The 20,063-nt window shown below is 68.4% G+C and carries 14 protein-coding genes; 6 read left to right on the top strand and 8 right to left on the bottom strand.

Going from position 1 to position 20,063, the window contains the following annotated elements; genetic code table 11:
* The first annotated feature begins 17 nt into the window (after positions 1–17).
* Both ACFFGN_RS08140 and ACFFGN_RS08135 read left to right on the top strand, forming a co-directional pair.
* Positions 18–2,231, top strand: a complete 2,214-nt coding sequence (locus tag ACFFGN_RS08140) for a WD40/YVTN/BNR-like repeat-containing protein (protein ID WP_380044752.1) — start codon at positions 18–20, stop codon at positions 2,229–2,231.
* 4 nt (positions 2,232–2,235) lie between these two features.
* Positions 2,236–4,206, top strand: a complete 1,971-nt coding sequence (locus tag ACFFGN_RS08135) for a beta-galactosidase (protein WP_380044750.1) — start codon at positions 2,236–2,238, stop codon at positions 4,204–4,206.
* Positions 4,207–4,993: 787 nt separating this feature from the next.
* Here the strand turns inward: ACFFGN_RS08135 and ACFFGN_RS08130 are convergent.
* Together ACFFGN_RS08130 and ACFFGN_RS08125 are read right to left on the bottom strand one after the other, a co-directional pair.
* Positions 4,994–7,798 (bottom strand): glycoside hydrolase family 2 TIM barrel-domain containing protein, encoded by a 2,805-nt coding sequence (locus tag ACFFGN_RS08130; protein WP_380044749.1) that lies wholly within the window; start codon positions 7,796–7,798, stop codon positions 4,994–4,996.
* A 98-nt stretch (positions 7,799–7,896) separates the two neighbouring features.
* On the bottom strand, positions 7,897–8,958 hold the full coding sequence (locus tag ACFFGN_RS08125; RefSeq protein WP_380044748.1) for a LacI family DNA-binding transcriptional regulator: 1,062 nt from the start codon (positions 8,956–8,958) through the stop codon (positions 7,897–7,899).
* A 226-nt stretch (positions 8,959–9,184) separates the two neighbouring features.
* Here ACFFGN_RS08125 and ACFFGN_RS08120 point away from each other — a divergent pair, with 226 nt between their 5' ends.
* Positions 9,185–12,193, top strand: a complete 3,009-nt coding sequence (locus ACFFGN_RS08120) for a glycoside hydrolase family 3 C-terminal domain-containing protein (protein ID WP_380044746.1) — start codon at positions 9,185–9,187, stop codon at positions 12,191–12,193.
* Between the two features lie 241 nt (positions 12,194–12,434).
* Positions 12,435–13,127 (top strand): glycoside hydrolase family 12 protein, encoded by a 693-nt coding sequence (locus ACFFGN_RS08115; protein ID WP_380044745.1) that lies wholly within the window; start codon positions 12,435–12,437, stop codon positions 13,125–13,127.
* Between the two features lie 54 nt (positions 13,128–13,181).
* On the opposite strand, the gene ACFFGN_RS08110 is transcribed toward ACFFGN_RS08115, so the two are convergent.
* On the bottom strand, positions 13,182–14,051 hold the full coding sequence (locus ACFFGN_RS08110) for an alpha/beta fold hydrolase (RefSeq protein ID WP_380044744.1): 870 nt from the start codon (positions 14,049–14,051) through the stop codon (positions 13,182–13,184).
* Between the two features lie 175 nt (positions 14,052–14,226).
* Between ACFFGN_RS08110 and ACFFGN_RS08105 the strand changes: the two genes are divergently transcribed.
* Together ACFFGN_RS08105 and ACFFGN_RS08100 are read left to right on the top strand one after the other, a co-directional pair.
* On the top strand, positions 14,227–14,925 hold the full coding sequence (locus ACFFGN_RS08105) for a GAF and ANTAR domain-containing protein (RefSeq protein ID WP_380044742.1): 699 nt from the start codon (positions 14,227–14,229) through the stop codon (positions 14,923–14,925).
* A 43-nt stretch (positions 14,926–14,968) separates the two neighbouring features.
* Positions 14,969–15,643 (top strand): hypothetical protein, encoded by a 675-nt coding sequence (locus tag ACFFGN_RS08100; RefSeq protein ID WP_380044741.1) that lies wholly within the window; start codon positions 14,969–14,971, stop codon positions 15,641–15,643.
* Positions 15,644–15,940: 297 nt separating this feature from the next.
* Here ACFFGN_RS08100 and ACFFGN_RS08095 read toward each other — a convergent pair whose 3' ends face one another.
* The 5 genes from ACFFGN_RS08095 to ACFFGN_RS08075 all read right to left on the bottom strand — a co-directional run bounded on the left by ACFFGN_RS08095 (position 15,941) and on the right by ACFFGN_RS08075 (position 20,062).
* The gene (locus ACFFGN_RS08095) at positions 15,941–16,426 is read right to left on the bottom strand and encodes a TspO/MBR family protein (protein ID WP_380044740.1); all 486 of its coding nucleotides are present in this window, start codon (positions 16,424–16,426) and stop codon (positions 15,941–15,943) included.
* An 89-nt stretch (positions 16,427–16,515) separates the two neighbouring features.
* Complete coding sequence (locus ACFFGN_RS08090) at positions 16,516–17,337, bottom strand: HAD-IIB family hydrolase (RefSeq protein ID WP_380044738.1); 822 nt, start codon at positions 17,335–17,337, stop codon at positions 16,516–16,518.
* A complete protein-coding gene (locus ACFFGN_RS08085; protein WP_380044736.1) occupies positions 17,334–18,155 on the bottom strand; it encodes an inositol monophosphatase family protein in 822 nt (273 codons plus the stop codon). The genes ACFFGN_RS08090 and ACFFGN_RS08085 overlap by 4 nt, the downstream gene beginning before the upstream one ends.
* A complete protein-coding gene (locus ACFFGN_RS08080) occupies positions 18,148–18,921 on the bottom strand; it encodes an HAD family hydrolase (protein WP_380044735.1) in 774 nt (257 codons plus the stop codon). The genes ACFFGN_RS08085 and ACFFGN_RS08080 overlap by 8 nt, the downstream gene beginning before the upstream one ends.
* Positions 18,914–20,062 carry an ABC transporter ATP-binding protein gene (locus ACFFGN_RS08075; RefSeq protein ID WP_380044733.1) on the bottom strand — a complete coding sequence of 383 codons (1,149 nt, stop codon included), beginning with the start codon at positions 20,060–20,062 and terminating at the stop codon, positions 18,914–18,916. Before ACFFGN_RS08075 ends, ACFFGN_RS08080 begins: the two co-directional genes overlap by 8 nt.
* Between the last annotated feature and the right edge of the window lies 1 nt (position 20,063).

Raw genomic sequence — 20,063 nt, 5'->3', positions numbered from 1 at the left:
TCTGTAGAAGGAGAAACATGCCGCTTCAACGCAGGCAGTTCATCGCCCTGAGCGCCGGCGCCGCCGGTCTGGCCGCGACTGCCACCACCGCGACTCCCGCCGCCGCTGACGCGGGGCGGCGCGGGGCCGGCGCGTATCGCTGGCGCAACGTCGAGATCGTCGGTGGCGGTTTTGTCACCGGCATCATTCACCACCCGGGCCAGCGTGGTCTGGTCTACGCCCGTACCGACATCGGTGGCGCCTATCGGCTGGACAACCGGACGAAGCGGTGGATTCCGTTGCTGGACTGGATCGGGTGGGACGAGTGGAACTGGACGGGGGTCGAGAGCCTCGCGCTCGATCCCTGTGACCCGCGTCGGCTTTACGTTGCCGTCGGCACCTATACCAACGACTGGTCGCCGATCAACGCCGCCATTCTGCGGTCCGATGACCAGGGCCGCACGTTCCGGCGTACCGATCTGCCCTTCAAGCTCGGCGGTAACGAGCCCGGGCGTTCGATGGGGGAGCGGCTTGTTGTCGATCCGCGTGACGGCCGGATCCTTTATCTCGGTACCCGTAACCACGGCCTGTGGCGTAGCACCGACCGCGGTGCGACCTGGGCGAAGGTGGAGAGCTTCCCGACCGTCGGCAAGGAAGGCCTCGGCCTCGGTTTTGTCTTCTTCGACGCCCGGGGTGCGCGCGCCGGACGGCCGACGCCGACGATCTACGTGGGCGCGACCGACACGGCCAGTCCGCTCTACCGCAGTACGGACGGCGGTGTCACCTGGGCGTCCGTGCCGAACCAGCCGACCGGCCTGCTGCCGCACCACGCAGAGCTGGCACCGGATGGCCACGTCTATGTGACGTACGGCGATCTGCCCGGGCCGTACGAGATGTACAACGGCGCCGTGCACAAGCTCAACACCGCGACGGGCGCCTGGACCGACATCACCCCGCTGCGCCCGAACACCGGCGGCGAGGCCGGGTTCGGGTACGGCGGTCTGGCGATCGATCCGCGCAAACCCGGCACGGTGATGGTCTCGACGATGAGCCGCTGGGGACCGGTGGACGACATCTTCCGCTCGATCGACGGCGGTAAGACCTGGCACTCGATCGCCGAGAAGATCGTGCTCGACACCTCCGGTTCGCCGTACCTGGACTTCCACGGCACGCCCAAGATCGGCTGGATGATCGGTGACATCTCGATCGATCCGTTCGACTCGAACAAGGTCATGTACGTCACCGGCGCGACCATCTTCGGTACGAACGACGTGACCAATGCCGAGGCCGGGCGCGCGACGCACTGGTCGGTGCGGGCCCAGGGGCTCGAGGAGACGGCGGTGCTCGACCTGATCAGTCCGCCGTGGGGTCCGCCGTTGATCAGTGCCCTCGGCGACATCGGTGTCTACCGCCACGCGCGCCTGGACGTCGTACCGCCCGACGGCCAGGCGGCGAACCCGGTCTCGGGTAGTTCGCCCGGCTTGGACTACGCCGCGAAGGCCGAGGGATTTGTCGTACGGGTCGCGTATGGCGGTTCGAAGGAGCGCGGGGCGTATTCGACCGACGCGGGGGTGAGCTGGCAGCCGTTCGCCGGTGAGCCGGCCGGATCTTCGCAGCCCGGGCGGATCGTACTGGCCGCGGATGCCCGCACGATCGTATGGGTGCCGGGTGATGTCGCGCCGCACTACTCGCGCGATCGCGGTACGACCTGGACACCGGTGAACGGCCTGCCGAACCAGGTGGCCGTGGCCGGGGACCGCCTGGACGGTAGCCGGTTCTACGCGTTCGACCCGGCGACGGGTACGGCGTACACGAGTGTCAACGGCGGAGCCACCTTCTTGCCGTCGGCAACAGGTCTGCCGACCGGCTACGGCAAGCTCGAAACCCTGCTCGATCGGACCGGCCATTGCTGGCTGGCCGCGGGTCCGGGTGGCCTGCTGAAATCGGTCGACGGTGGTAAGACGTACCAGGTGGTGCGCGCGGTCGAAGAGGCCTACACGATCGGCTTCGGGATGCCCGCGCGCGGGCGGACCGACATGGCGGCGTACATCTCCGGCAAGGTCGGCGGCGTGCGCGGGATCTTCCGCTCCGACGACGCCGGTACCACGTGGGTGCGGGTGAACGACGACAAGCACCAGTGGGGCTACACCGGCGAGGCGATCACCGGGGATCCGCGCAAGTACGGCCGGGTCTACGTCTCGACGAACGGCCGGGGCATCCAGTACGGCGAGCCTGCTCCGGGTAGGTGGTGACCGGATGCGTTGGCCCTTGGGCGTGACGGGTCTTTGCTACGGCGGCGACTACAACCCCGAACAGTGGTCGCCGGAGGTCTGGAAGGAGGACGTCGCGCTGATGCGCCGCGCCGGGGTCAACCTGGTCAGCCTCGGCGTGTTCGCCTGGTCCAGCCTCGAACCGGAACCCGGCCGATACGAGTTCGGCTGGCTCGACCAGGTGATGGATCTCCTGCACGACGGCGATATCAAGGTCAACCTGGCCACGCCGACGGCCTCGCCACCACCGTGGTTCAGCCTCGCGCATCCGGACGCCCTGCCGATCGACGGCGACGGGGTCCGGTTGACCCACGGCAGCCGGGACACCTACTGCGTTTGTGCCCCGGCCTACCGCGAAGCGGCGAGCCGGATCGCGACGGCGCTGGGCGATCGGTACGGCAACCACCCGGCGCTGGCGATGTGGCACGTGCACAACGAGTACGGCAGCTACTGCTTCTGCGATCACGCCGCGGCATCGTTCCGGCGTTGGCTGCAGGAGCGGTACGGCGACCTGGATCGGCTCAACGCCGCCTGGACGACGGCCTTCTGGAGCCAGGGCTATTCCGCCTGGGAACAGATCCAGCCGCCGCGGAAGACGCAGTACCTGTCGAACCCGACGCAGGCGCTGGACTACCGCCGGTTCCTGTCGGACGAGCTGCTGGCTGCCTTTTGCGAGCAGCGGGACATCCTGCGCGAGCGGTCGGCGCACATCCCGGTGACGACGAACTTCGTCTTCGCCCCGTGGGTGCCGGTGAACCACATGCGCTGGGCGCAAGAGGTCGACTTGGTTGCCCTCGACCACTATCCCGAAACCTCGGACATCGGCGCCGAGGAGCAGACCGCCTTCGGCGCGGATCTCGCTCGCGGATGGGCCGGCGGCTCATGGCTCTTGATGGAGCAGGCGTCGAGCGTGCTGAACGACGCCGGCCGGATGCATACGAAGGAGCCTGGCCGGATGGCCCGGATGAGCCTTTCGCATGTGGCTCGTGGTTCGCGCGGCGCGATGTTCTTCCAGTGGCGGGCATCGCGCAGTGGCTCCGAGATGTGGCACGCGGCGATGGTGCCGCACGCCGGTCCGGACAGCCGGGTCTACCGGGAGGTAGCGGAGTTCGGCGCGTTGCTGCCGCGACTGGCCGAACTGGACGACTCGACGGTTGACGCCGACGTGGCGATCCTGTGGGACGCCGAATCGTGGTGGGCCCTGCAGGCGCGGATGCTGCCTTCGCCGCGGCTCGACTACCTCGCGTCCGTACGGGCGATGCACCGCCAGTTCTGGCAGACCGGGGTAGGCGTCGACTTTGTTGCACCAGGCACCGACCTCTCGTCGTACCGGCTGGTGGTGGTGCCGAGTCTGTACCTGATCACCGACGCGGCGGCGGAAGTCCTGCGCCAGTACGTCGATGGTGGTGGTCAACTGCTGGTGACGTACTTCAGCGGGATCGTCGACGAGAACGTGCAGGTCCGTCTCGGTGGATACCCCGGCGCCTTCGCCGAGGTGCTGGGCATCCGGGTGGAGGAGTTCCACCCGCTGGCCGACGACCAGATGGTCTCGCTGACCAACGGGGGACAGGGCAGCGTCTGGAGCGAACACGTCCACCTCGCGGGGGCCAAGGCTGTGGCGCGTTATGCCGAAGGCACCCTCGAGGGAATCCCGGCCATCACGAGGCACACCTACGGCCAAGGCAGCGCGTGGTACGTCTCCACCCAGCTGGCGGATCCGGCCTATTCGGCGCTCATCGCGGACGTATTGGCCGCCTCCGGGCTGGAACCGGTGGACAAGCCGGCGGGCGTAGAACTCATCCGCCGCAGCTCACCCACCACCAACTGGCTGATCGCCATCAACCACACCCCCACCCCCGCGACCCTCGCCGCCACCGGCACCAACGCCCTCACCGGCGAACCCGTAACCACCCCCCTCACCCTCCCCCCACACACCCCCACCATCCTCCGCACCTGACCTCAACCCCCAACCCCCGTCCCCACGACCCCGACGGTCGGTCGCACGATGCCGCAGGCCGGTCCCATTCCGCCGACGGTCGGACGCACTTTGCCGTAGGCGGGGTCCTATTCCGCCGACGGTCGGACCCACTATCGCGACGGTCGGACGCGGCAAACCGCGTCCGACCGTCGCGCCCCCTCCCCCCGGCCCGTCCGCCCAAACCCGGGAGTCCCCAGATCCCCTTTCGCCCCTTGACGGAAGGTCCACCGGGGTGGCGGGCCGCCGAGGTGGCCCGGCTGTCCGTCGTCGCGAGTAGGCCGCGGCCTGTGGAAACCCCTGCGACGGTCGGACGCGATATGCGGTCGGCTGTGGAAACCCCTGCGACGGTCGGACGCGATATGCGGTCGGCTGTGGAAACCCCTGCGACGGTCGGACGCGATATGCGGTCGCCTGTGGAAACCCTTCCGACGGTCGGGCGCGAAATGCGGTGGGGCGTTTGTATCGGCTCCCGCGAGTGGTCGTGTGCGGACGTGGCCACTCGCGGAATGAGGGTGCAGAGGCGGCCACCCGCATTTTGCGTCCGACCGTCGGAAGGGTTTCCACAGGCGGCTGCCCCGTGCGTCGTACTGTCGCAGCGGTTTCCGCAACCGGCGGCATACTTCGTCCAACCGTGGAGGGGGTTTCCACCGGCGGCGGTATTTCGGGTCCGACCGTGGCAGGGGTTTCCACAGGCGACCGTATTTGGGGTCCGGCCGTGGTGGGGGTTTCCACAGGGAGGGCCGGCGCTGGGCGGGGAGCGGGGTGGCTAGGGGGTGAAGTTGAAGTGGAGGGTTCGGGGGTGGGGGGTTTGGGAGGGGGTGGGTTGGCTTTGGGGGCCTAGGGCTGTGGGTGGGTCGAACTTGGTGCCGATGGCGGGGATGGCGTCTAGGAAGGAGAGGTTGCCGGCCGGGAAGGGTGGGGCGGTGAAGCGCGGATCGGGACCCATCTTGGGCGTGCCAACACGGAGGAAGAGGTCGTCGTTTTCGGCGACCACGAGGATCTGGCCTTCGGTTGTGTGCAGCATCGCCCACGAGGTCTCCGCGTGGTACCCCTTGAACTCGGGATACTCCCAGCCCGAGGCGCCCGTCGCGGTGTCGTTCGCGGTCTTGTGCCACACGTCGGTGAGCAATCCCCGGCGCCGGTTCTTCCACACGCGGTACGGCCCCTGCCCGAGCCAGGTCAGACCCGTCATCGCCGCCTCCGGGTAGTCGAAGTCGACCCCGAAGAACGGATGCGCCCCGGCCAGCGAGTACTCGTAGTCCAGCTGGAGCCAACCGCTCGGGTGCAACCGCCACTGCACGTACCGCAGGTCGCCGCTGTACTGCGCCTTGATGACGTACGACGCCCCTTCGGCCCCGTGCGTCAACCCGGCCAGAGTCGCCGTACCGGTCGAGAGGGCGGGACCGTTGGCCAGGGAGATCGGACGGCCGCCCGCGCGTACGCCTGCCAGCCGGCCGGTCGAGGCGTCCACCTGGATCTCCGTACGGCCGGCGCGCATCGTGATGAGCGAGCCGTCGGCGCTACCGTTGACGTGCCGCCAGTTGCCTCGGTCAACGAGTTTGGCGACCCGGTCCGCGGCCTTGCCGACGGTGAGGCGCCAGCTCGTGAGTTCCAGGCCGGTGCTGTCCTCGACCGTCACGGTGAGCGCGTCGAAACGGCGCCAGTTGAGCGGCAGCTTGAGATCCAGTACGCCGCTCGCGCCCGGCGCGATATCCGGCGCGGCGGCCGTACCGCGGACGCGGACGGTGGAACCAGTCCGGCCACTGGCGGGGGTGGCGAAGTCCGACAGCGTCCAGGTGAACCGGCAGGCCTTCGTGTTCGTGAAGTGGTATCGGTTGGTGATCGGGATCTGCCCGGTGAAGCGCGCGGGGAACCGCTGCCGCAGGGCATCCGCGTCGGTGAGCTGGACCGGCGACCAGATGTCCTTGATCGTGGCGAAGCTCGCCTCGCGTTCGCGGAACGGGCCGACGATGCCGTCCGGCGCGGCATTGCCCATGACGTCCATGGCGCCGTCGCGGTCGTCGCGTACGACGCCTTCGTCGGCCAGCGCCCAGAGGAATCCGCCCGCGCCCAGGGGAGTACCGGCCATCAGCTTCCAGTAGTCGTCCAGCCCGGCACCGGACCCGCCGTCGTACAACCCGTGCAGGAACTCCGTCGACATGAAGATCGTGTCGCCTTCGAGGATCCGCTTGGTGCTGTCGTACGACTCGTAGTGATCGGTGTTGATATCGCTGAACGTCGCCCACGGGTGCAGCACCTTGCGCCCTTGCGGGTCGTACCGCTCGTAGTGGCTGTCCAGCGCGGTGTTCCAGCCGCCTTCGTTGCCGTTGCACCAGAACACGACCGACGGGTGGTTGACGTCCCGCGTCACGAGCGACTTCACCAGCGGCGCGGCGACCTCCTCGTCGTACTTCTTCTGCCAGCCGGCGAGTTCGTCGAGCACGTACAGCCCGAGTTCGTCGCACAGGTCGAGGAAGTGCGTGTCCGGCGGGTAGTGCGCCATCCGGACCGCGTTCATGTTCATCTCCTTCATCAGGAGGATGTCGTCGCGGCTCAGCTTGCGGCTGCTGGTCCGGCCCGAGGTGGGCCAGCTGGTGTGCCGGTTGGCGCCCTTGAAGACGATCTTGCTGCCGTTGATGTACACGCCGTCGCCGGGCCGGACCTCCACCGTGCGGAAGCCGAACCGCTCGCTGGTCCGGTGCCACTCGCGCTGGCCCGCATACAGCCGGACCTCGACCTGGTAGAGGTTGGGAGCTTCGGCGTTCCAGGTACGGATCTTGCCCGCGTTGGTTCGCAGCGTGACGGTGGATTCGCCCGCGGCGATCGAGGCCGCGAAGGGCTTACCCACCGGAGTGCCGTCCAGCTTGCGGATCTGGGCCACCACGCGGTCTGCGGTTCGCGGCCGATCGAGGTACACGTCCACGGCGAAGGAGCCGTCGGCCCGCGCGTCCACGGCCAGCCGCTCGATCGACTCGGCCGGAACAGCCTGCAGGTATACGGGCCGGAAGATGCCGCCGAAGTTCCAGTAGTCGCCCATCCGTTCGGCGCGGTTGACCGACTCGTCGCTGGATTCCTTGTGTACGACGACCTCTAGGTGGTTCGGACTGCCCAGACGCAGCAGATCCGTCACGTCGTACCGGAAGCGGTAGAAGCCGCCGCGATGCCGGGGCCCGGCGGACTGGCCGTTGATCCAGACCTCGGTGTCGGTCATCGAGCCCTCGAACACGAGGTACGTGCGCTTGTCCTGCCAGCGGGCCGGTGGCGAGAAGCTGTGCCGGTAGTGGCCCTTCTCCTCGGGCACGAGGTTGAAGCCCCAGTTGTACGTGCCGAAGCCGTGGAACTCCCAGTGCGAAGGCGTCGGGATCTTCGCCCAGGTGCCGGCGCGACGGCCGCTCGTCACCATGAAGTCCCAGTCGACCGTCTGCTCGCGGTCGCGCCCGGTCAGCAGGAGGCGCTCAGTAGCCGTACCGGCCGTACTGACAGCTCTGGCCAGGTCGGGGCGGAGACCGGCCAGTCCGGCGGCACCGGCCGCCGCGCTGAGAGCGAGAAAGTTGCGACGTTGCAGGGCCATGGGCGGACCTCACAGAGGAAGAGTCGAAGCGCTTCGACAAGGCGTCGAAGCGTCCGGGCCGGGCGGGACCAAGCGGAATCAGGACAGGACGGAGCGGATCAGGGTGCGGCGCAGGTGCTGGCGCGGGGGGTGAGTCGTGGCGGGAACAGCGTGAGGGCCGGGACCTCGTGGCCTTCGAGCTTGGCGATCAGGCTCTCGACCGCCTGCTGGCCGATCTCGTCGGCGGGAATGGCGACCGAGGACAGCTGCGGCACCTGCCGTTCCGCGACGTCGTCCGCACAGATCGCCATCAGCGACATGTCCTCGGGCACCCGGCGGCCGAGGCGGCGCAGTACGTCGAGCAGCGGGCCGATGATCGGCTCGTTCTGGACCACCATGCCGGTCAGGTCCGGGTGTTCGTCCAGCAGCTGGCCAACCGTCTCGAGCACCGCCTCGAAGGTGTTCTCGCAGGGGGTTTCGATACCGGTCACTCCACGCCGTTCGGCCGCGGACCGGAAACCGGCCAGGGTCCGATGCGCGAAGCCGGTCTGACGTTCGTAGACGGCCGAGGGGGTGCCGAGCAGCGCGATCGAGCGATGACCGAGATCGGTGAGGTGATCAACACACTCGGCGCCGGCGTTGACGAAGTCGAGGTCGATACAGGTGAGGCCTTCGGCTTCGGCGGGAAAACCGATCAGCACGGACGGCATCGGCAGTTCGCGCAGTACCGGCACACGTTCGTCGTGCAGCTCGACGTCCATCACGACCAGCGCGTCGACCAGCGCGCTCTGCGCCACCCGTTCCAGACCGGACGGGCCTTCGTCGGCGGTGAGCAGCAGTACGTCGTGGTCGTACCGGCGGGCGGTGGTCACCACCGAGGTCGCGAACTGCATCAGCACCGGCACGTGCATACCGGTTCGCAGCGGGATCACCAGCGCGAGTACGTTCGAGCGGTTCGAGGCCAAGGCGCGCGCGCTGGCGTTGGGGCGGTAGCCCAAAGCTCGTACGCTGGCCTGGACGCGCTCACGGGTGTCGCCGGAGATGGATCGTTTTCCACTGAGCACATAGGAAACCGTGCTGGGCGCGACGCCGGCATGGCGGGCGACATCGGCGATCGTGACCACGGTCGTGGGCCCTTCCTGGCGGCGGCTGGGAAGCTGGAGGTCGAAGCGCTTCGACAATTCCGGCTGGGAAAAGAGTCAAGGGGCGGGCGTCGTGTGTCAAGAGCCCGCGCGGTAGCCGTTCACCTTGTCGTCATCGTCTCGATACCCAAAGTGCTGCTGGCTCTTGACGGTCTCAGGTGGCCGTGACACTGTCGAACCGCTTCGACGACTCCCGCCCGGCTTGATCACTCGGCGGTGGGCGGGTCGATCGGGCCATCTAGCTTTCTCCGCCGAAGGGGCCGCCATGACCCAGTTCTTGCCAGCCGTCACTCGTAGACGGACCGCGCTAGCGCTTGCTTTGCTGCTGCCGGTGAGCTTGTTGTTCGCCCAGCCGGCCCGCGCCGACGCGGACGCTCAGTCGATCAATGCGCGGATCGAGGCCGAACCGGCTTTCCGCGACGCAAAGTTGCCTCTCGCAACCAGGCGCGCCGATCTGCTCGGCCGGTTGACGCTCGATGAGAAGGTTTCGCTGCTGCACCAGTACCAGCCGGCCATCCCGCGACTGGGGATCGGCCCGTTCAAGACCGGTACCGAGGCGCTGCACGGCATGGCCTGGCTGGGTGAGGCGACCGTCTTCCCGCAGGCCGTTGGCCTGGGCAGCACCTGGGACCCCGCGCTGATCCGCCGGGTCGGCTCCGTGGTCGGTGACGAGGCGCGCGGGTTCAACCGGATCAACCCGGCCAAGAACGGACTCAACCTCTGGGCGCCGGTCGTGAACCAGCTACGCGATCCACGCTGGGGCCGGAACGAGGAGGGCTACTCCGAGGACCCCCTGCTGACGTCGGAGATCGCGACCGCCTACGGCCATGGGCTGCAGGGCGATGACCCGCGCTATCTGAAGACGGCGCCGACCCTGAAGCACTTCGCGGCGTACAACGTGGAGGCCGATCGCAGCCGGGTCTCGTCCAGCGTACGAGCGCGGGTGCTGCGGGAGTACGAGTACAAGGCGTTCCAGCCGGCCCTCGAGAACGGCGCGGCCACCGGCGTGATGGCGTCGTACAACCTGCTCAACGGGCGGCCCACGCACGTCGCGCCGGAGCTGAACGAACTCGTCCGCTCGTGGTCCCGCGACGACCTGATGATCGTTGGCGACGCCTCGGGCGTGGGCAACCTCACGGGCACCCAGCGGTACTTCGCCACGCCCGCGCAGGCCGCCGCGGCCACGATCAAGGCCGGCGTGGACAGCTTCACCGAGAACGACGCCAACGGCGGTCCGACGGTGGCGTCGGTCAAGGCCGCGCTCGCGCAAGGCCTGCTGGCCGAGGCGGACGTCGACCGGGCGGTGGGGCACCTGCTGTCGATCCGGTTCCGGCTGGGTGAGTTCGACCCTGCCGGGCTGAACCCGTACGAGAAGATCGGGCCCGAGGTCATCAACGCCCCGGCCCACCAGGAACTGGCCCGCGAGGCCGCTCGCAAGCAGCTGGTACTGCTGAAGAACGAGGGCAAGACGCTGCCGTTGCAGGCGGCGAAGACCCGCAACGTCGCGGTCATCGGGCCGCTCGCGGACACGCTGTACGAGGACTGGTACAGCGGCACGATGCCGTACCGGATCACGCCCAAGAAGGGCATCGCCGATCGCCTGGGCACGAGCGCCACCGTCAACGCCGAGGAGGGCATCGACCGGATCGCGCTGCGCTCGGTGAGCACGGGCCGCTACGTCTCCGCGCCGACCGCCACGACCGGTGGTGCGCTGGTGGCCGACAGCGCCGCGGCCGGCGACGAGCAGGCCTTCGACGTGTTCGACTGGGGCGGCGGCAACGTCACCCTGCGTTCCGTTGCCAATGGCAAGCTCGTCTCCCGGGCCGGCGACATGTCGCTGGTGAACGACCAGGACAAGCCGAACGGCTGGTTCGTGCAGCAGAAGTTCGGCCTCGAGAAGCTTGCCAACGGCAATTACGTGCTGCGGTACCGCGGCAACGAGGTCAAGGAGTCCTGGTACGGCAAGAACCAGTACGTCGTCCTGCGGGCCGACGGCACCCTGACCGTTGGTGCCGAGACGAGTGATGGCGCGGCGCAGTTCAGCAAGGACGTGCTGGTGAGTGGAACGGCGAAGGCCGTCGCCGCCGCGAAGAAGGCCGATGCCGCCGTGGTCGTGGTGGGCAGCATGCCGTTCGTGAACGGGCGTGAGGACGACGATCGCCAGAGCACCGAGCTGGCACTGGGCCAGCAGGCGCTGGTCAAGGCCGTCACCGCGGCCAACCCGAACACGGTCGTCGTACTGGAGAGCAGCTACCCGCTCACCGCGAGCTGGGACGCGGCCAAGGTGCCCGCGCTGCTCTGGACGTCGCACGCCGGCCAGGAGACCGGAAGGGCCCTCGCGGATGTGCTGTTCGGCGACTACTCGCCCTCCGGGCGCTTGCCGCAGACCTGGTACCGGACCGACGCGGAGCTGCCGTCGGCGCTGGACTACGACAACATCAAGGCGGGCTGGACGTACCAGTACCACCGGGCCAAGCCGCTGTACTCCTTCGGCCACGGTCTGACCTACTCCGAGTTCCGGTACTCGCCGCTGCGAGTGGACCGGCCCGTGGTTTCCGCCACCGGTACGGTCAAGGTCAGCCTGGATGTGACGAACGTCGGCAAGGTCCGCAGTGACGAGGTCGTTCAGTTGTACTCGCACCAGCGCACGTCGCGGGTCGAGCAGCCGCTGAAGGTGCTGCGCGGCTTCCAGCGACTGTCGTTCGCGCCGGGGCAGCGTCGTACGGTCAGCTTCGAGGTCAAGGTGACCGACCTCGGATCGTGGGACGTGACCCGGAACAAGTGGGTGGTGGAGTCCTCGGCGCACGACCTGATGGCCGGTAGCTCGTCCACCGACCTGCGTAGCCGTAGCGCGATCCTGGTGCGTGGTGAGGAGATCCCGCCGCGCGACCTCAGCCGGGTGACCTCAGCGGCCGATTTCGACGACTATGCGGGTATCGAGCTGATCGACGCCTCGAAGGTCCGTGGTGACGCCGTTCGCGGGACGAAGGCGGGAGACTGGATCGCCTTCCGTGGGGTGCGACTGGGCCAGGGCGTTCGGTCGATCACCGCCTCGGTCTCCCGGGCCGGAACCGGCTCGGCGAGCATCCAGGTGCGGATCGGGCGTCCGGACGGGCCGATCGCCGGCACGTTGACGGCGACCGGTACGGGCGATCGCTACCAGTGGTCGTCGGTTTCCGGCGCAGTGGATTCGCGGTTGGCCCGTGGCGTGCGGGACATCTATCTGGTGTTCGGCGCGGGCGATACGAACATCCGCGATCTGTCCCTTCGATAAGCGAGTGTCCCGGGCCTTCGGGCCCGGGACACTTGTTCAATTTCGGATGAGTTGTTGACCGGAATTCGGCTGGCTGTAATAGTTCTCCTAATCCGCCGGCAGGCGAATTGCACGGTATTGTCGATTCGATTCGAATTCGACAGGCAAGCCCCCCTTTTTTAAAAGCCTGTATTCGAAGCGCTTCGATTCCTCCGCGGCCGTTCTGTACGGCCGTGTCCGCTCTGGGGAAAGGGAACACAAAATGCCGAAGTCATGGAGATTTCCGGTCGCGGCGGTCGCCGTGATCGCCAGCCTGGTGGCGGCGATCACCCCCGCGCACGCGGCGACGTTCGAGTCGTCCGACAAGTGGGGTACCTGGAACAACGGCGGCTACGTCGTCCGCAACAACGTCTGGGGTGGCGGCGCCGGCCCGCAGTCGATCTGGGCCAACTCCTACAGCCAGTGGGGCGTCTGGGCCAACCACCCGAACACGGGCGGGGTGAAGTCGTACCCGCACGCCGGTAAGAACATCAACAAGCGGCTGAGCTCGGTCGGCACGCTGCGCAGCAGCTTCAACGTGAGCCGTCCGAACGCCGGCGCCTACACCGCCGCGTACGACATCTGGGCCGACAATCACCGCTACGAGGTGATGATCTGGATGAACAAGCAAGGCGCGGTCGGCCCGATCGGCGGCCGGCAGACCACTGTCTCGGTCGGCGGTCACACCTGGGACGTGCACAAGGGCACAAACGGCTCGAACGAGGTTTTCTCGTTTGTGCGCACGTCGAACACCAATGCCGGTTCGGTCGATATCAAGGCCGTGATGAACTGGATCAGGAACCGCGGCTGGTTCGGTGATGTCGTGATCGGCGAGGTTCAGTTCGGATTCGAGATCACCTCGTCCAGTGGTGGTCTCAACTTCACCTCGAACAGTTTCTCGATCGATTCCTGGTAAATCCTTTCAACTGAGATATCGGCGGCCGGGCGAAATTACCCGGCCGTCGATATCTCAAAGGAATTTCCGTAGGCTGTCCACCAGCGCCTGAGGTGCCTGTTCGGCGACGTGGTGGGTGGACTCGATGCCGTGGCCGGCAACGTGCGGGCACCACGGCCGCCAGACCTCCAACGGGTCGCCGTACAGCTGCTCCATGTCGTCCTTGGTGGACCACAGCACCAGCATCGGGCACTCGATCCGCCGCCCGGCGGCCCGATCTGCCGCGTCGGCCCGCGGATCGGGGCCGAGCCCGGCCCGGTAGTCCTCGATCATCGCGTGCACGGTCGCCGGGTTCCGGATCGCGGCCAGGAAGTCGGCGTGGTTCTCGGGGCCGAGTTCGGCCGGGCCGTTGGCCGTCCAAGCGTTGTACCAGGTCTCCGGATCGGCGCAGATGACCCGCTCCGCCGGGTTCTCGGTCTGGGCGAAGAAGAACCAGTGCCACCATTCGGAGGCGAACCGCACGTCACACCGGTCCAGCGCCTCCACCGTGGGCACGCCATCGATCACGACCAGCTTCGAGACGGCGTCCGGGTGGTCCAGCGCGGTGCGATACGCGACTTGTGAACCCCGGTCGTGGCCGACGACGGCGAAGGTTTCGTGGCCGAGGGCCCTCATCAGCGCGACCACGTCCGCGGCCATCGTGCGTTTGGAGTACGGCGTGTGGTCCTCGGTGCTCGCGGGTTTGTTCGATTGGCCGTAGCCACGCGTATCCGGGCAGACCACGGTATGACCGGCCGCGGCCAGCGCCGGGGCCACCTGATACCAGGTCGTGTGGGTGCGGGGATGGCCGTGCAGCAGGACCACCGGCGAGCCGGCGCCGCCGTACCGCACGCGCAGGGTGACATCGCCGGCTTGGACCCGGTCCAGCGTGAATCCCTCGAACACCCGTACTCCTCCCAGTCCGGCCGCGAACGCCGGTGGACGCGGCTCCGGAGCCAGCCCGGTACCCGCCACGGCGAAGCGGAATCCGCGTCACCTCTGGCGTCCGGGCCGGGGAGGTGCACACTGTAGGGGCTGACGAATGCTCACGTCGGCTTTAGCCGTAGGAGCTGACCAGGCCATGAACATGCCGCTGCACGAAACGCAGTTGGTGGAGCTCGTCACTGACGTGGCCGAAGCCCTGAAGTTGCCGTTGGACCTGGACGAGGCCCTGCGGCAGATCACCATGAGTGCGGTCGACAGCATCGACGGTATCGAGTACGCCAGTATTTCGGTCACCGCTCGCGGCGGTGCGATCGAAACCCTCGCCCCGACGGACTCGATCGCCACCAAAGCCGACGAACTCCAATACGAGTTGGGCGAGGGCCCCAGCCTGGACGCGGCGATCACCGAACCGGTGGTGCAGGTGGATGACCTGGCGGCGGATCCGCGCTGGCCGCGGTACGGGCCGCAGGCGGCCGATCTCGGCCTGAGCTCGCAACTGGCGTACCACTTCCGGGCCGAACCGCACGCCCGCGGTGCGCTGAACCTCTACGGTGTCGAGCCACACGTCATCGATGCCGAGGCCCGGTTGCTGAGCGAGATGTTCGCGGAGCTGGTGGCCGTGGCGATGGGATGGTCCCGCCAGCAAGGCACGATGAACGCCGCGCTGCAGAGCCACCAGATCATCGGTCAAGCCGTCGGCATTCTGATCGAGCGGTACCGGCTGGACAGCACCCGGGCCTTCGCCTTCCTGGTCCGAACCTCCCAAACCGGCAACACCAAACTCCGCACGGTCGCCGAAGGCATCGTCGCCGACGCCATCCGCCAGGCCCAGTAGGCGATCCCGTGTCCACCCGCCCTCGGGTGGGTACTCAGGGCAGATGCCTTCTGTCTTCAAGAACCTGGCCCGGCTGCGGCGAGGGCCCGTGCTGCATCCGGACGGCCGGACGTTCACGGCCGAGGTCGAGCTGACCGGCCTGGATGAGCTGGGCCTGCCGCGAGGCCGGTACGACGCGCTGGTCCGGTTGTCCAAGGGCGGCGGAACGCCTGGGGGTTATCCCGACGTGCTGGGCCTGGCGATACGGCTCAGCCTGCCGTCCGGAGGACTGTGCGACGTCCTGCTGTCGAGTTGCGGCATGGGTCGTCTGACGCGCTTGCTGCCGTGGCCCGCGTTGAACTGGGGAAGCGCCCGGTACGGCACGGTCATGCCGTACGACGTGGCGGGGCAGCGGTTCTGGCTGGTGGCGATTCCGGCCGGGCCGGACGCGCGGAACGCCTCGACCGCCGACTTGCCGGCGGAAGCGCCGCGGGCCTTCACGTTGCGGTTGGCCGGGATCAGCTGCGAGTGGATTGCGGTTGGCGAACTGGTACTGGGCGAGGCCGTCACGACCGAGGCCGAGCTGGTTTTCGATCCGATGGTCAACCACCCGCCGGCCGCGACGCTGTCGCCCCGTTGGCTCCGCACTATCCGGGAGCGCGCCTACCGCGGCAGCCGCCGAGGCCGCCCCGGCCCCACCGATCTGAACACCCTGCCCACTCGTACTGTCCGCGGCTGAAGCCGGAGCGGCACAATCACCCTCCGCCCCGTACGCCGCCGTGAAAGCCACCCGCGAGTGGTCACGTCTGAACGCGACCACTCGGCGCGCCCGTCCTTGTGCGGGCCTCCCCGATTCCGACCGTCGGCGGTCGGAATCGGGGGTGGACGTGCGAAATCTGACAGGTCCACCCCCGATTCCGACGGTCGACGGTCGGAACTGGAGGGCCGAGCGGTGGTCAGAAGGGTCCGATGAACGCCGACACGCCGCGTCACAAGGGTCCGATGAACGGCAAGGGGGCGCGCCGGGGCGGGGGTGTTAGCGGTTGAGGTGCCAGAGGGTGGCGTTGAGGGCTAGGGCGAAGGTGGTCCAGGCCCAGTAGGGGAGTAGGAGGGCGGCAGCGAGGGGGCGGATGCGGTGGAAGGTGAGCACGGTCCAGGCGATGGCGAGCCAGAGCGCGATGATGTCGATCAGGGCCGGGCCGCGGGCGGCGAGGCCGAAGAACAGCGGGGTCCAGGCGGCGTTGAGCACCAGCTGTACGCCGAACGGCACCAGGTCGCGGGACCAGCCGGTTCGTTGCCAGACGAGCCAGCCGCTGAGCGCGATCATCGCGTACAGCACGGTCCAGACCGGGCCGAAGAGCCAGCTGGGCGGTGCCCAGCCAGGCTGGCGGAGATCGGCGTACTGCCCGGCGGTGTTGCTGACCGCCAGTACGCCGATCAGCGCGGCGGCCGTCACGGCGGCGGCCAGTACGCCGAGGGCCAGCGCGCTACGAAGAGGCCGGTGCTCTGTCCAGGTCGTCATACCGGCCCGGTACCCACTCGGGCGGCCGGGCCAACGCGCGGCCGCGGCCAGGAGGTCCCCGGACCGCGCGTTCCTCCAGGGCGGGCTGCTCAGGCCGGGCGTTCCTCCAGCGCCGGGGTCCGGGCGATCAGTTCGATCAGGTCGGCGACGGCGCCGTCCGCGCAGGGGCCCATCACGGCGTCGGCGATGCGCAGCATGTCGGCATGCCCATCGGCCGGTACGGCGCCCAGGTCCGCGGTTTCGATCAGCTCCAGATCGTTCGGGTTGTCACCGATGGCGGCCACCCCGGCCAGCGGAATACCAAGCACTTCGGCCAGTTTGAGCAAGGCCGCGCCCTTGGTGGCCTGGATCGGAAGGATCTCCAGGTAGCTCCGTTCGGACCGCACCTGGCGGGTCTTCGGCAGCAGCCCGGCGACAACTGGTTCCAGCCGATCGAGCGCTTCCGGCGCGGCGATCAGCATCACCTTGGTGAGATCGGCCGGCGGCGGTCCGGCCAGCAGGCTGATCTGGTCCCGGGCGGCATATCGGGTGAGCGCCGCCGCCGGTTTGAGTACGTGGGCGGTGGTCTCGACAAAACCGACGGCGCCGACGCCCTCCGGCAGGGCCGGCAGGACGAGTTCGAAGAAGGCGCGGGCGGTCGGCGTACCAAGGGTGAGATCCAGCAGGCGTTCGTCCCCGCCTGGACTCACGATCCGGGCGCCGTTGTAGAGGATCAGCGGGGTGTCGAGCTCCAACTGGGCGTGGTACCGCCCGGCGGACGCCTCGTTGCGCCCGGTCGCGATGATGACGGTTCCACCGGCCTGGCGGTAGCTGCGAATCGCGGCGAGGTTGCGCTCGGGAATGACCAGGTCACGGGCGACCAGGGTGCCGTCGAGATCCGTGACCAGCCAGGGCCAGCGCAATGGCGTCACCACGTTGGACCGGCCGAGCCGTCGCCGTACGAGGAGACGAACTTGCGCAAGGCGTCCGGGCGCAGCTGTGCCGTGTACGCGACGTAGGCCGGCTGGTCCCAGCCCTCGCCGCGGAAGCCGTGATAGTTGCCTCCGGCCTGTTCCACGATGAGCTTCGCGGCGCAGATGTCCCACGCGCTGACGGAGGTGCCCATCGCCGCGTCCGCCCAGCCGGCTGCCACGTGCGCGAGGCTCAGCGCGGCACTGCCCGGGCGCCGTACGGTGCCGTACGCCGTCACGAGATCGGCGTACAGGGACAGCCTGGCCTCGCCGTCGCTCGCGATGTCGCGCGCGGCGGGATAGCTGGTGATCAGCATCGCCCGGGACTCGTCGGTGACACCGGTGGAGCGGATCGGCTTGCCGTTCAGCAAGGCGCCGGACTGATCGGCGCTGAACAACGTGCCGGCCATCGGATCGAGAATCGCGCCGGCCACGATCTCGCCGTCGACGACCGCGCCGATCGAGGTACAGAAGAAGGCCAGGCCGTGCGCGAAGTTGGCCGTGCCGTCGATCGGGTCGACGTACCAGGTGACGCCGGTGGTGCCGTCGCGGCGGCCACCTTCCTCGCCGACGATCGTGCTGCCGGGTACGGCGCTGGTGAGGAACTCCGCGATGCGCTGTTCGGCCCGCCGGTCGTGTTCGGTGACGGGATCGTGCTCGTCACGCTTGAAGTCGACGTGCATCGTGGCGCGGAACGCCGTCACCAGGTCCGCGGCGACCAGCCGGGTGGCGTCCGCGGCGATCTCGCGCAACCGGGATGAGTAGGTCGGGTCAGTCATGGTTCCCCCTAGAGACGGCGAGCAGCAACTCGCGGAGTTCGTACGGATCGGCGACGACGGCGTCGGGAACCGCCCGAACGGCGAACGGAGTGTCGTAGGTGCCCTTGGCCTCCATCAGGATCGTCGCCCCGGCTCCGGCCCGGCAGCCACAGACGACGTCCCGATCGAAATTGTCCCCGACGTACCAAACCAGGCCGGGGGAGACGTCCAGTTCGCGGACCGCGATCCCGATCATCTCCGGATTCGGTTTTCGCACCCCGGCCTCGTCGCTGTAGACCTGCAAGGCGAACCGCGCGGACAGGCCCTGCTGTTCGAGGAAGTCGCGATGCACCTGCCCGGACAGGGCGTTGCTCACGATCGCGACCACCAGGCCCTGGTCGTCGGCCGTGTCGAGCAGTTCGGCCATACCGGGCCGTACGGTTCGGGTCTGCCGCAGCTCGCCCATCCGGCGGCACAGCTCGGTGGCGTGCTCGGTGACCCACGCCCGTGGCTCCGCCGGCCAATCCGCGGCCACGAAGTCGGCCCAGAACTCGGCGTGCGTGAGTTCGCGAGGCGCCAACGGCCGTGACATCGCGTTCTTCCATTGGCTGTCCGCGCTGGCTCCTGCCTCGATATCGGACCGTACGTCGTCCAGGCTCAGGGCCGAGCCCAGCCGCGGGTGGATCGCCCGGGCCAGGTCGTCGGCCCAGCCCGCGCGCTTCGCCGTACTGACGACCACACCGCCGAAGTCGAGCAGTAGCGCGCTCGGCTGGATCAGCTCAGGCATGGGCCGTGCCCGCGAGCTCCGGCCGTACGTCGGCCAGGTCATTGCGGGCACCCGACGAGTCGAACAGATGCAGGGCCGACGCGGCCGCCGCACAGCGCACGGTGTCCCCGCTCACGGCGGCAATCGCCTTGGTGGTAACGAGATACAGCTCGGTGTCGTCGACCATCAGGGAGATCGTCCAAGCCGCTCCGGTCGGCAGAACCGCCTTGACCGTCGCATCGAAGGCCCAATCGGCCTCGGTCGACTCCTGCGCATCCACGATCCGCAACGCCTCCGGCCGTACTCCGACGGTGTGTACGCCGGCGGCGTGTACGTCGCCACCGGTCAACCCGCCACCGCTGAGGTACTTCCAGGCCTGCCGGCCCAGCACCCCCGCCTCCGGCCCGCACTCGAACAGGTTCATCGCGGGACTGCCGAGAAAGGCGGCCACAAAGGTGTTCGCCGGGCGATGGTAAACGTCGAGCGGCGGCGCCAGCTGTTGCAGTACGCCGTCCCGCATTACCGCGACATGGGTGGCCATCGTCATCGCCTCGAGCTGGTCATGCGTGACGAACACGATGGTGTGTCCCGTTTCGTCGTGTACGCGCTTGAGCTCGGCGCGCATCTCCAGCCGCAGGGTGGCGTCGAGGTTGGACAACGGTTCGTCCAGCAGCAGGACCGCGGGATTCACCGCCAGCATCCGGGCCAGCGACACCCGTTGCTGCTGGCCGCCCGACAGCTGGGAGGGATAGCGGTCCGCGACATGCAGGATCTGCATCATCGTCAGGGCCGCGTCCACCAGTCGTTTCCGTTCGGCCGAAGGTGTCTTGCGCACGGTGAGCCCGAACTCGACGTTGCGCCGTACGCTCAAGTGCGGCCACAACGCGTAGTTCTGGAAGACCAGGCCCATACCGCGCTTTTCGGGTGGTACGAAGATGCCGCGCTCGACCGAGTCCAGCTGGCGATCGCCGACCCGGATGGAGCCCTGCGTCGGGTGCTCCAGGCCGGCGATCATGCGCAGGGTGGTGGTCTTGCCGCAGCCGGACGGGCCGAGCAGGCAGGTGAAGGAGCCGTCCGGAATGGTCAGGTCGAGGTTGTCCACGGCCAGCGGCCCGCCGGCGCTGTAGGCCTTGCTGACGGCGGTCAGGGTGATGTCGGGCACG

Origin of the sequence: Kribbella deserti (assembly GCF_042434725.1) — a bacterium.
In the GTDB taxonomy this organism is placed as follows: domain Bacteria; phylum Actinomycetota; class Actinomycetes; order Propionibacteriales; family Kribbellaceae; genus Kribbella; species Kribbella deserti.
This window is presented reverse-complemented; position numbering and strand designations above follow the sequence as displayed.

Bases quoted from the DNA above. Each gene is read 5' to 3' on its own strand.
- ACFFGN_RS08140 (WP_380044752.1), top strand. From the start codon at position 18: ATGCCGCTTCAACGCAGGCAGTTCATCGCCCTGAGCGCCGGCGCCGCC.
- ACFFGN_RS08135 (WP_380044750.1), top strand. From the start codon at position 2,236: ATGCGTTGGCCCTTGGGCGTGACGGGTCTTTGCTACGGCGGCGACTAC.
- ACFFGN_RS08130 (WP_380044749.1), bottom strand. From the start codon at position 7,798: ATGGCCCTGCAACGTCGCAACTTTCTCGCTCTCAGCGCGGCGGCCGGT.
- ACFFGN_RS08120 (WP_380044746.1), top strand. From the start codon at position 9,185: ATGACCCAGTTCTTGCCAGCCGTCACTCGTAGACGGACCGCGCTAGCG.
- ACFFGN_RS08115 (WP_380044745.1), top strand. From the start codon at position 12,435: ATGCCGAAGTCATGGAGATTTCCGGTCGCGGCGGTCGCCGTGATCGCC.
- ACFFGN_RS08105 (WP_380044742.1), top strand. From the start codon at position 14,227: ATGAACATGCCGCTGCACGAAACGCAGTTGGTGGAGCTCGTCACTGAC.
- ACFFGN_RS08100 (WP_380044741.1), top strand. From the start codon at position 14,969: ATGCCTTCTGTCTTCAAGAACCTGGCCCGGCTGCGGCGAGGGCCCGTG.
- ACFFGN_RS08095 (WP_380044740.1), bottom strand. From the start codon at position 16,426: ATGACGACCTGGACAGAGCACCGGCCTCTTCGTAGCGCGCTGGCCCTC.
- ACFFGN_RS08085 (WP_380044736.1), bottom strand. From the start codon at position 18,155: ATGACTGACCCGACCTACTCATCCCGGTTGCGCGAGATCGCCGCGGAC.
- ACFFGN_RS08080 (WP_380044735.1), bottom strand. From the start codon at position 18,921: ATGCCTGAGCTGATCCAGCCGAGCGCGCTACTGCTCGACTTCGGCGGT.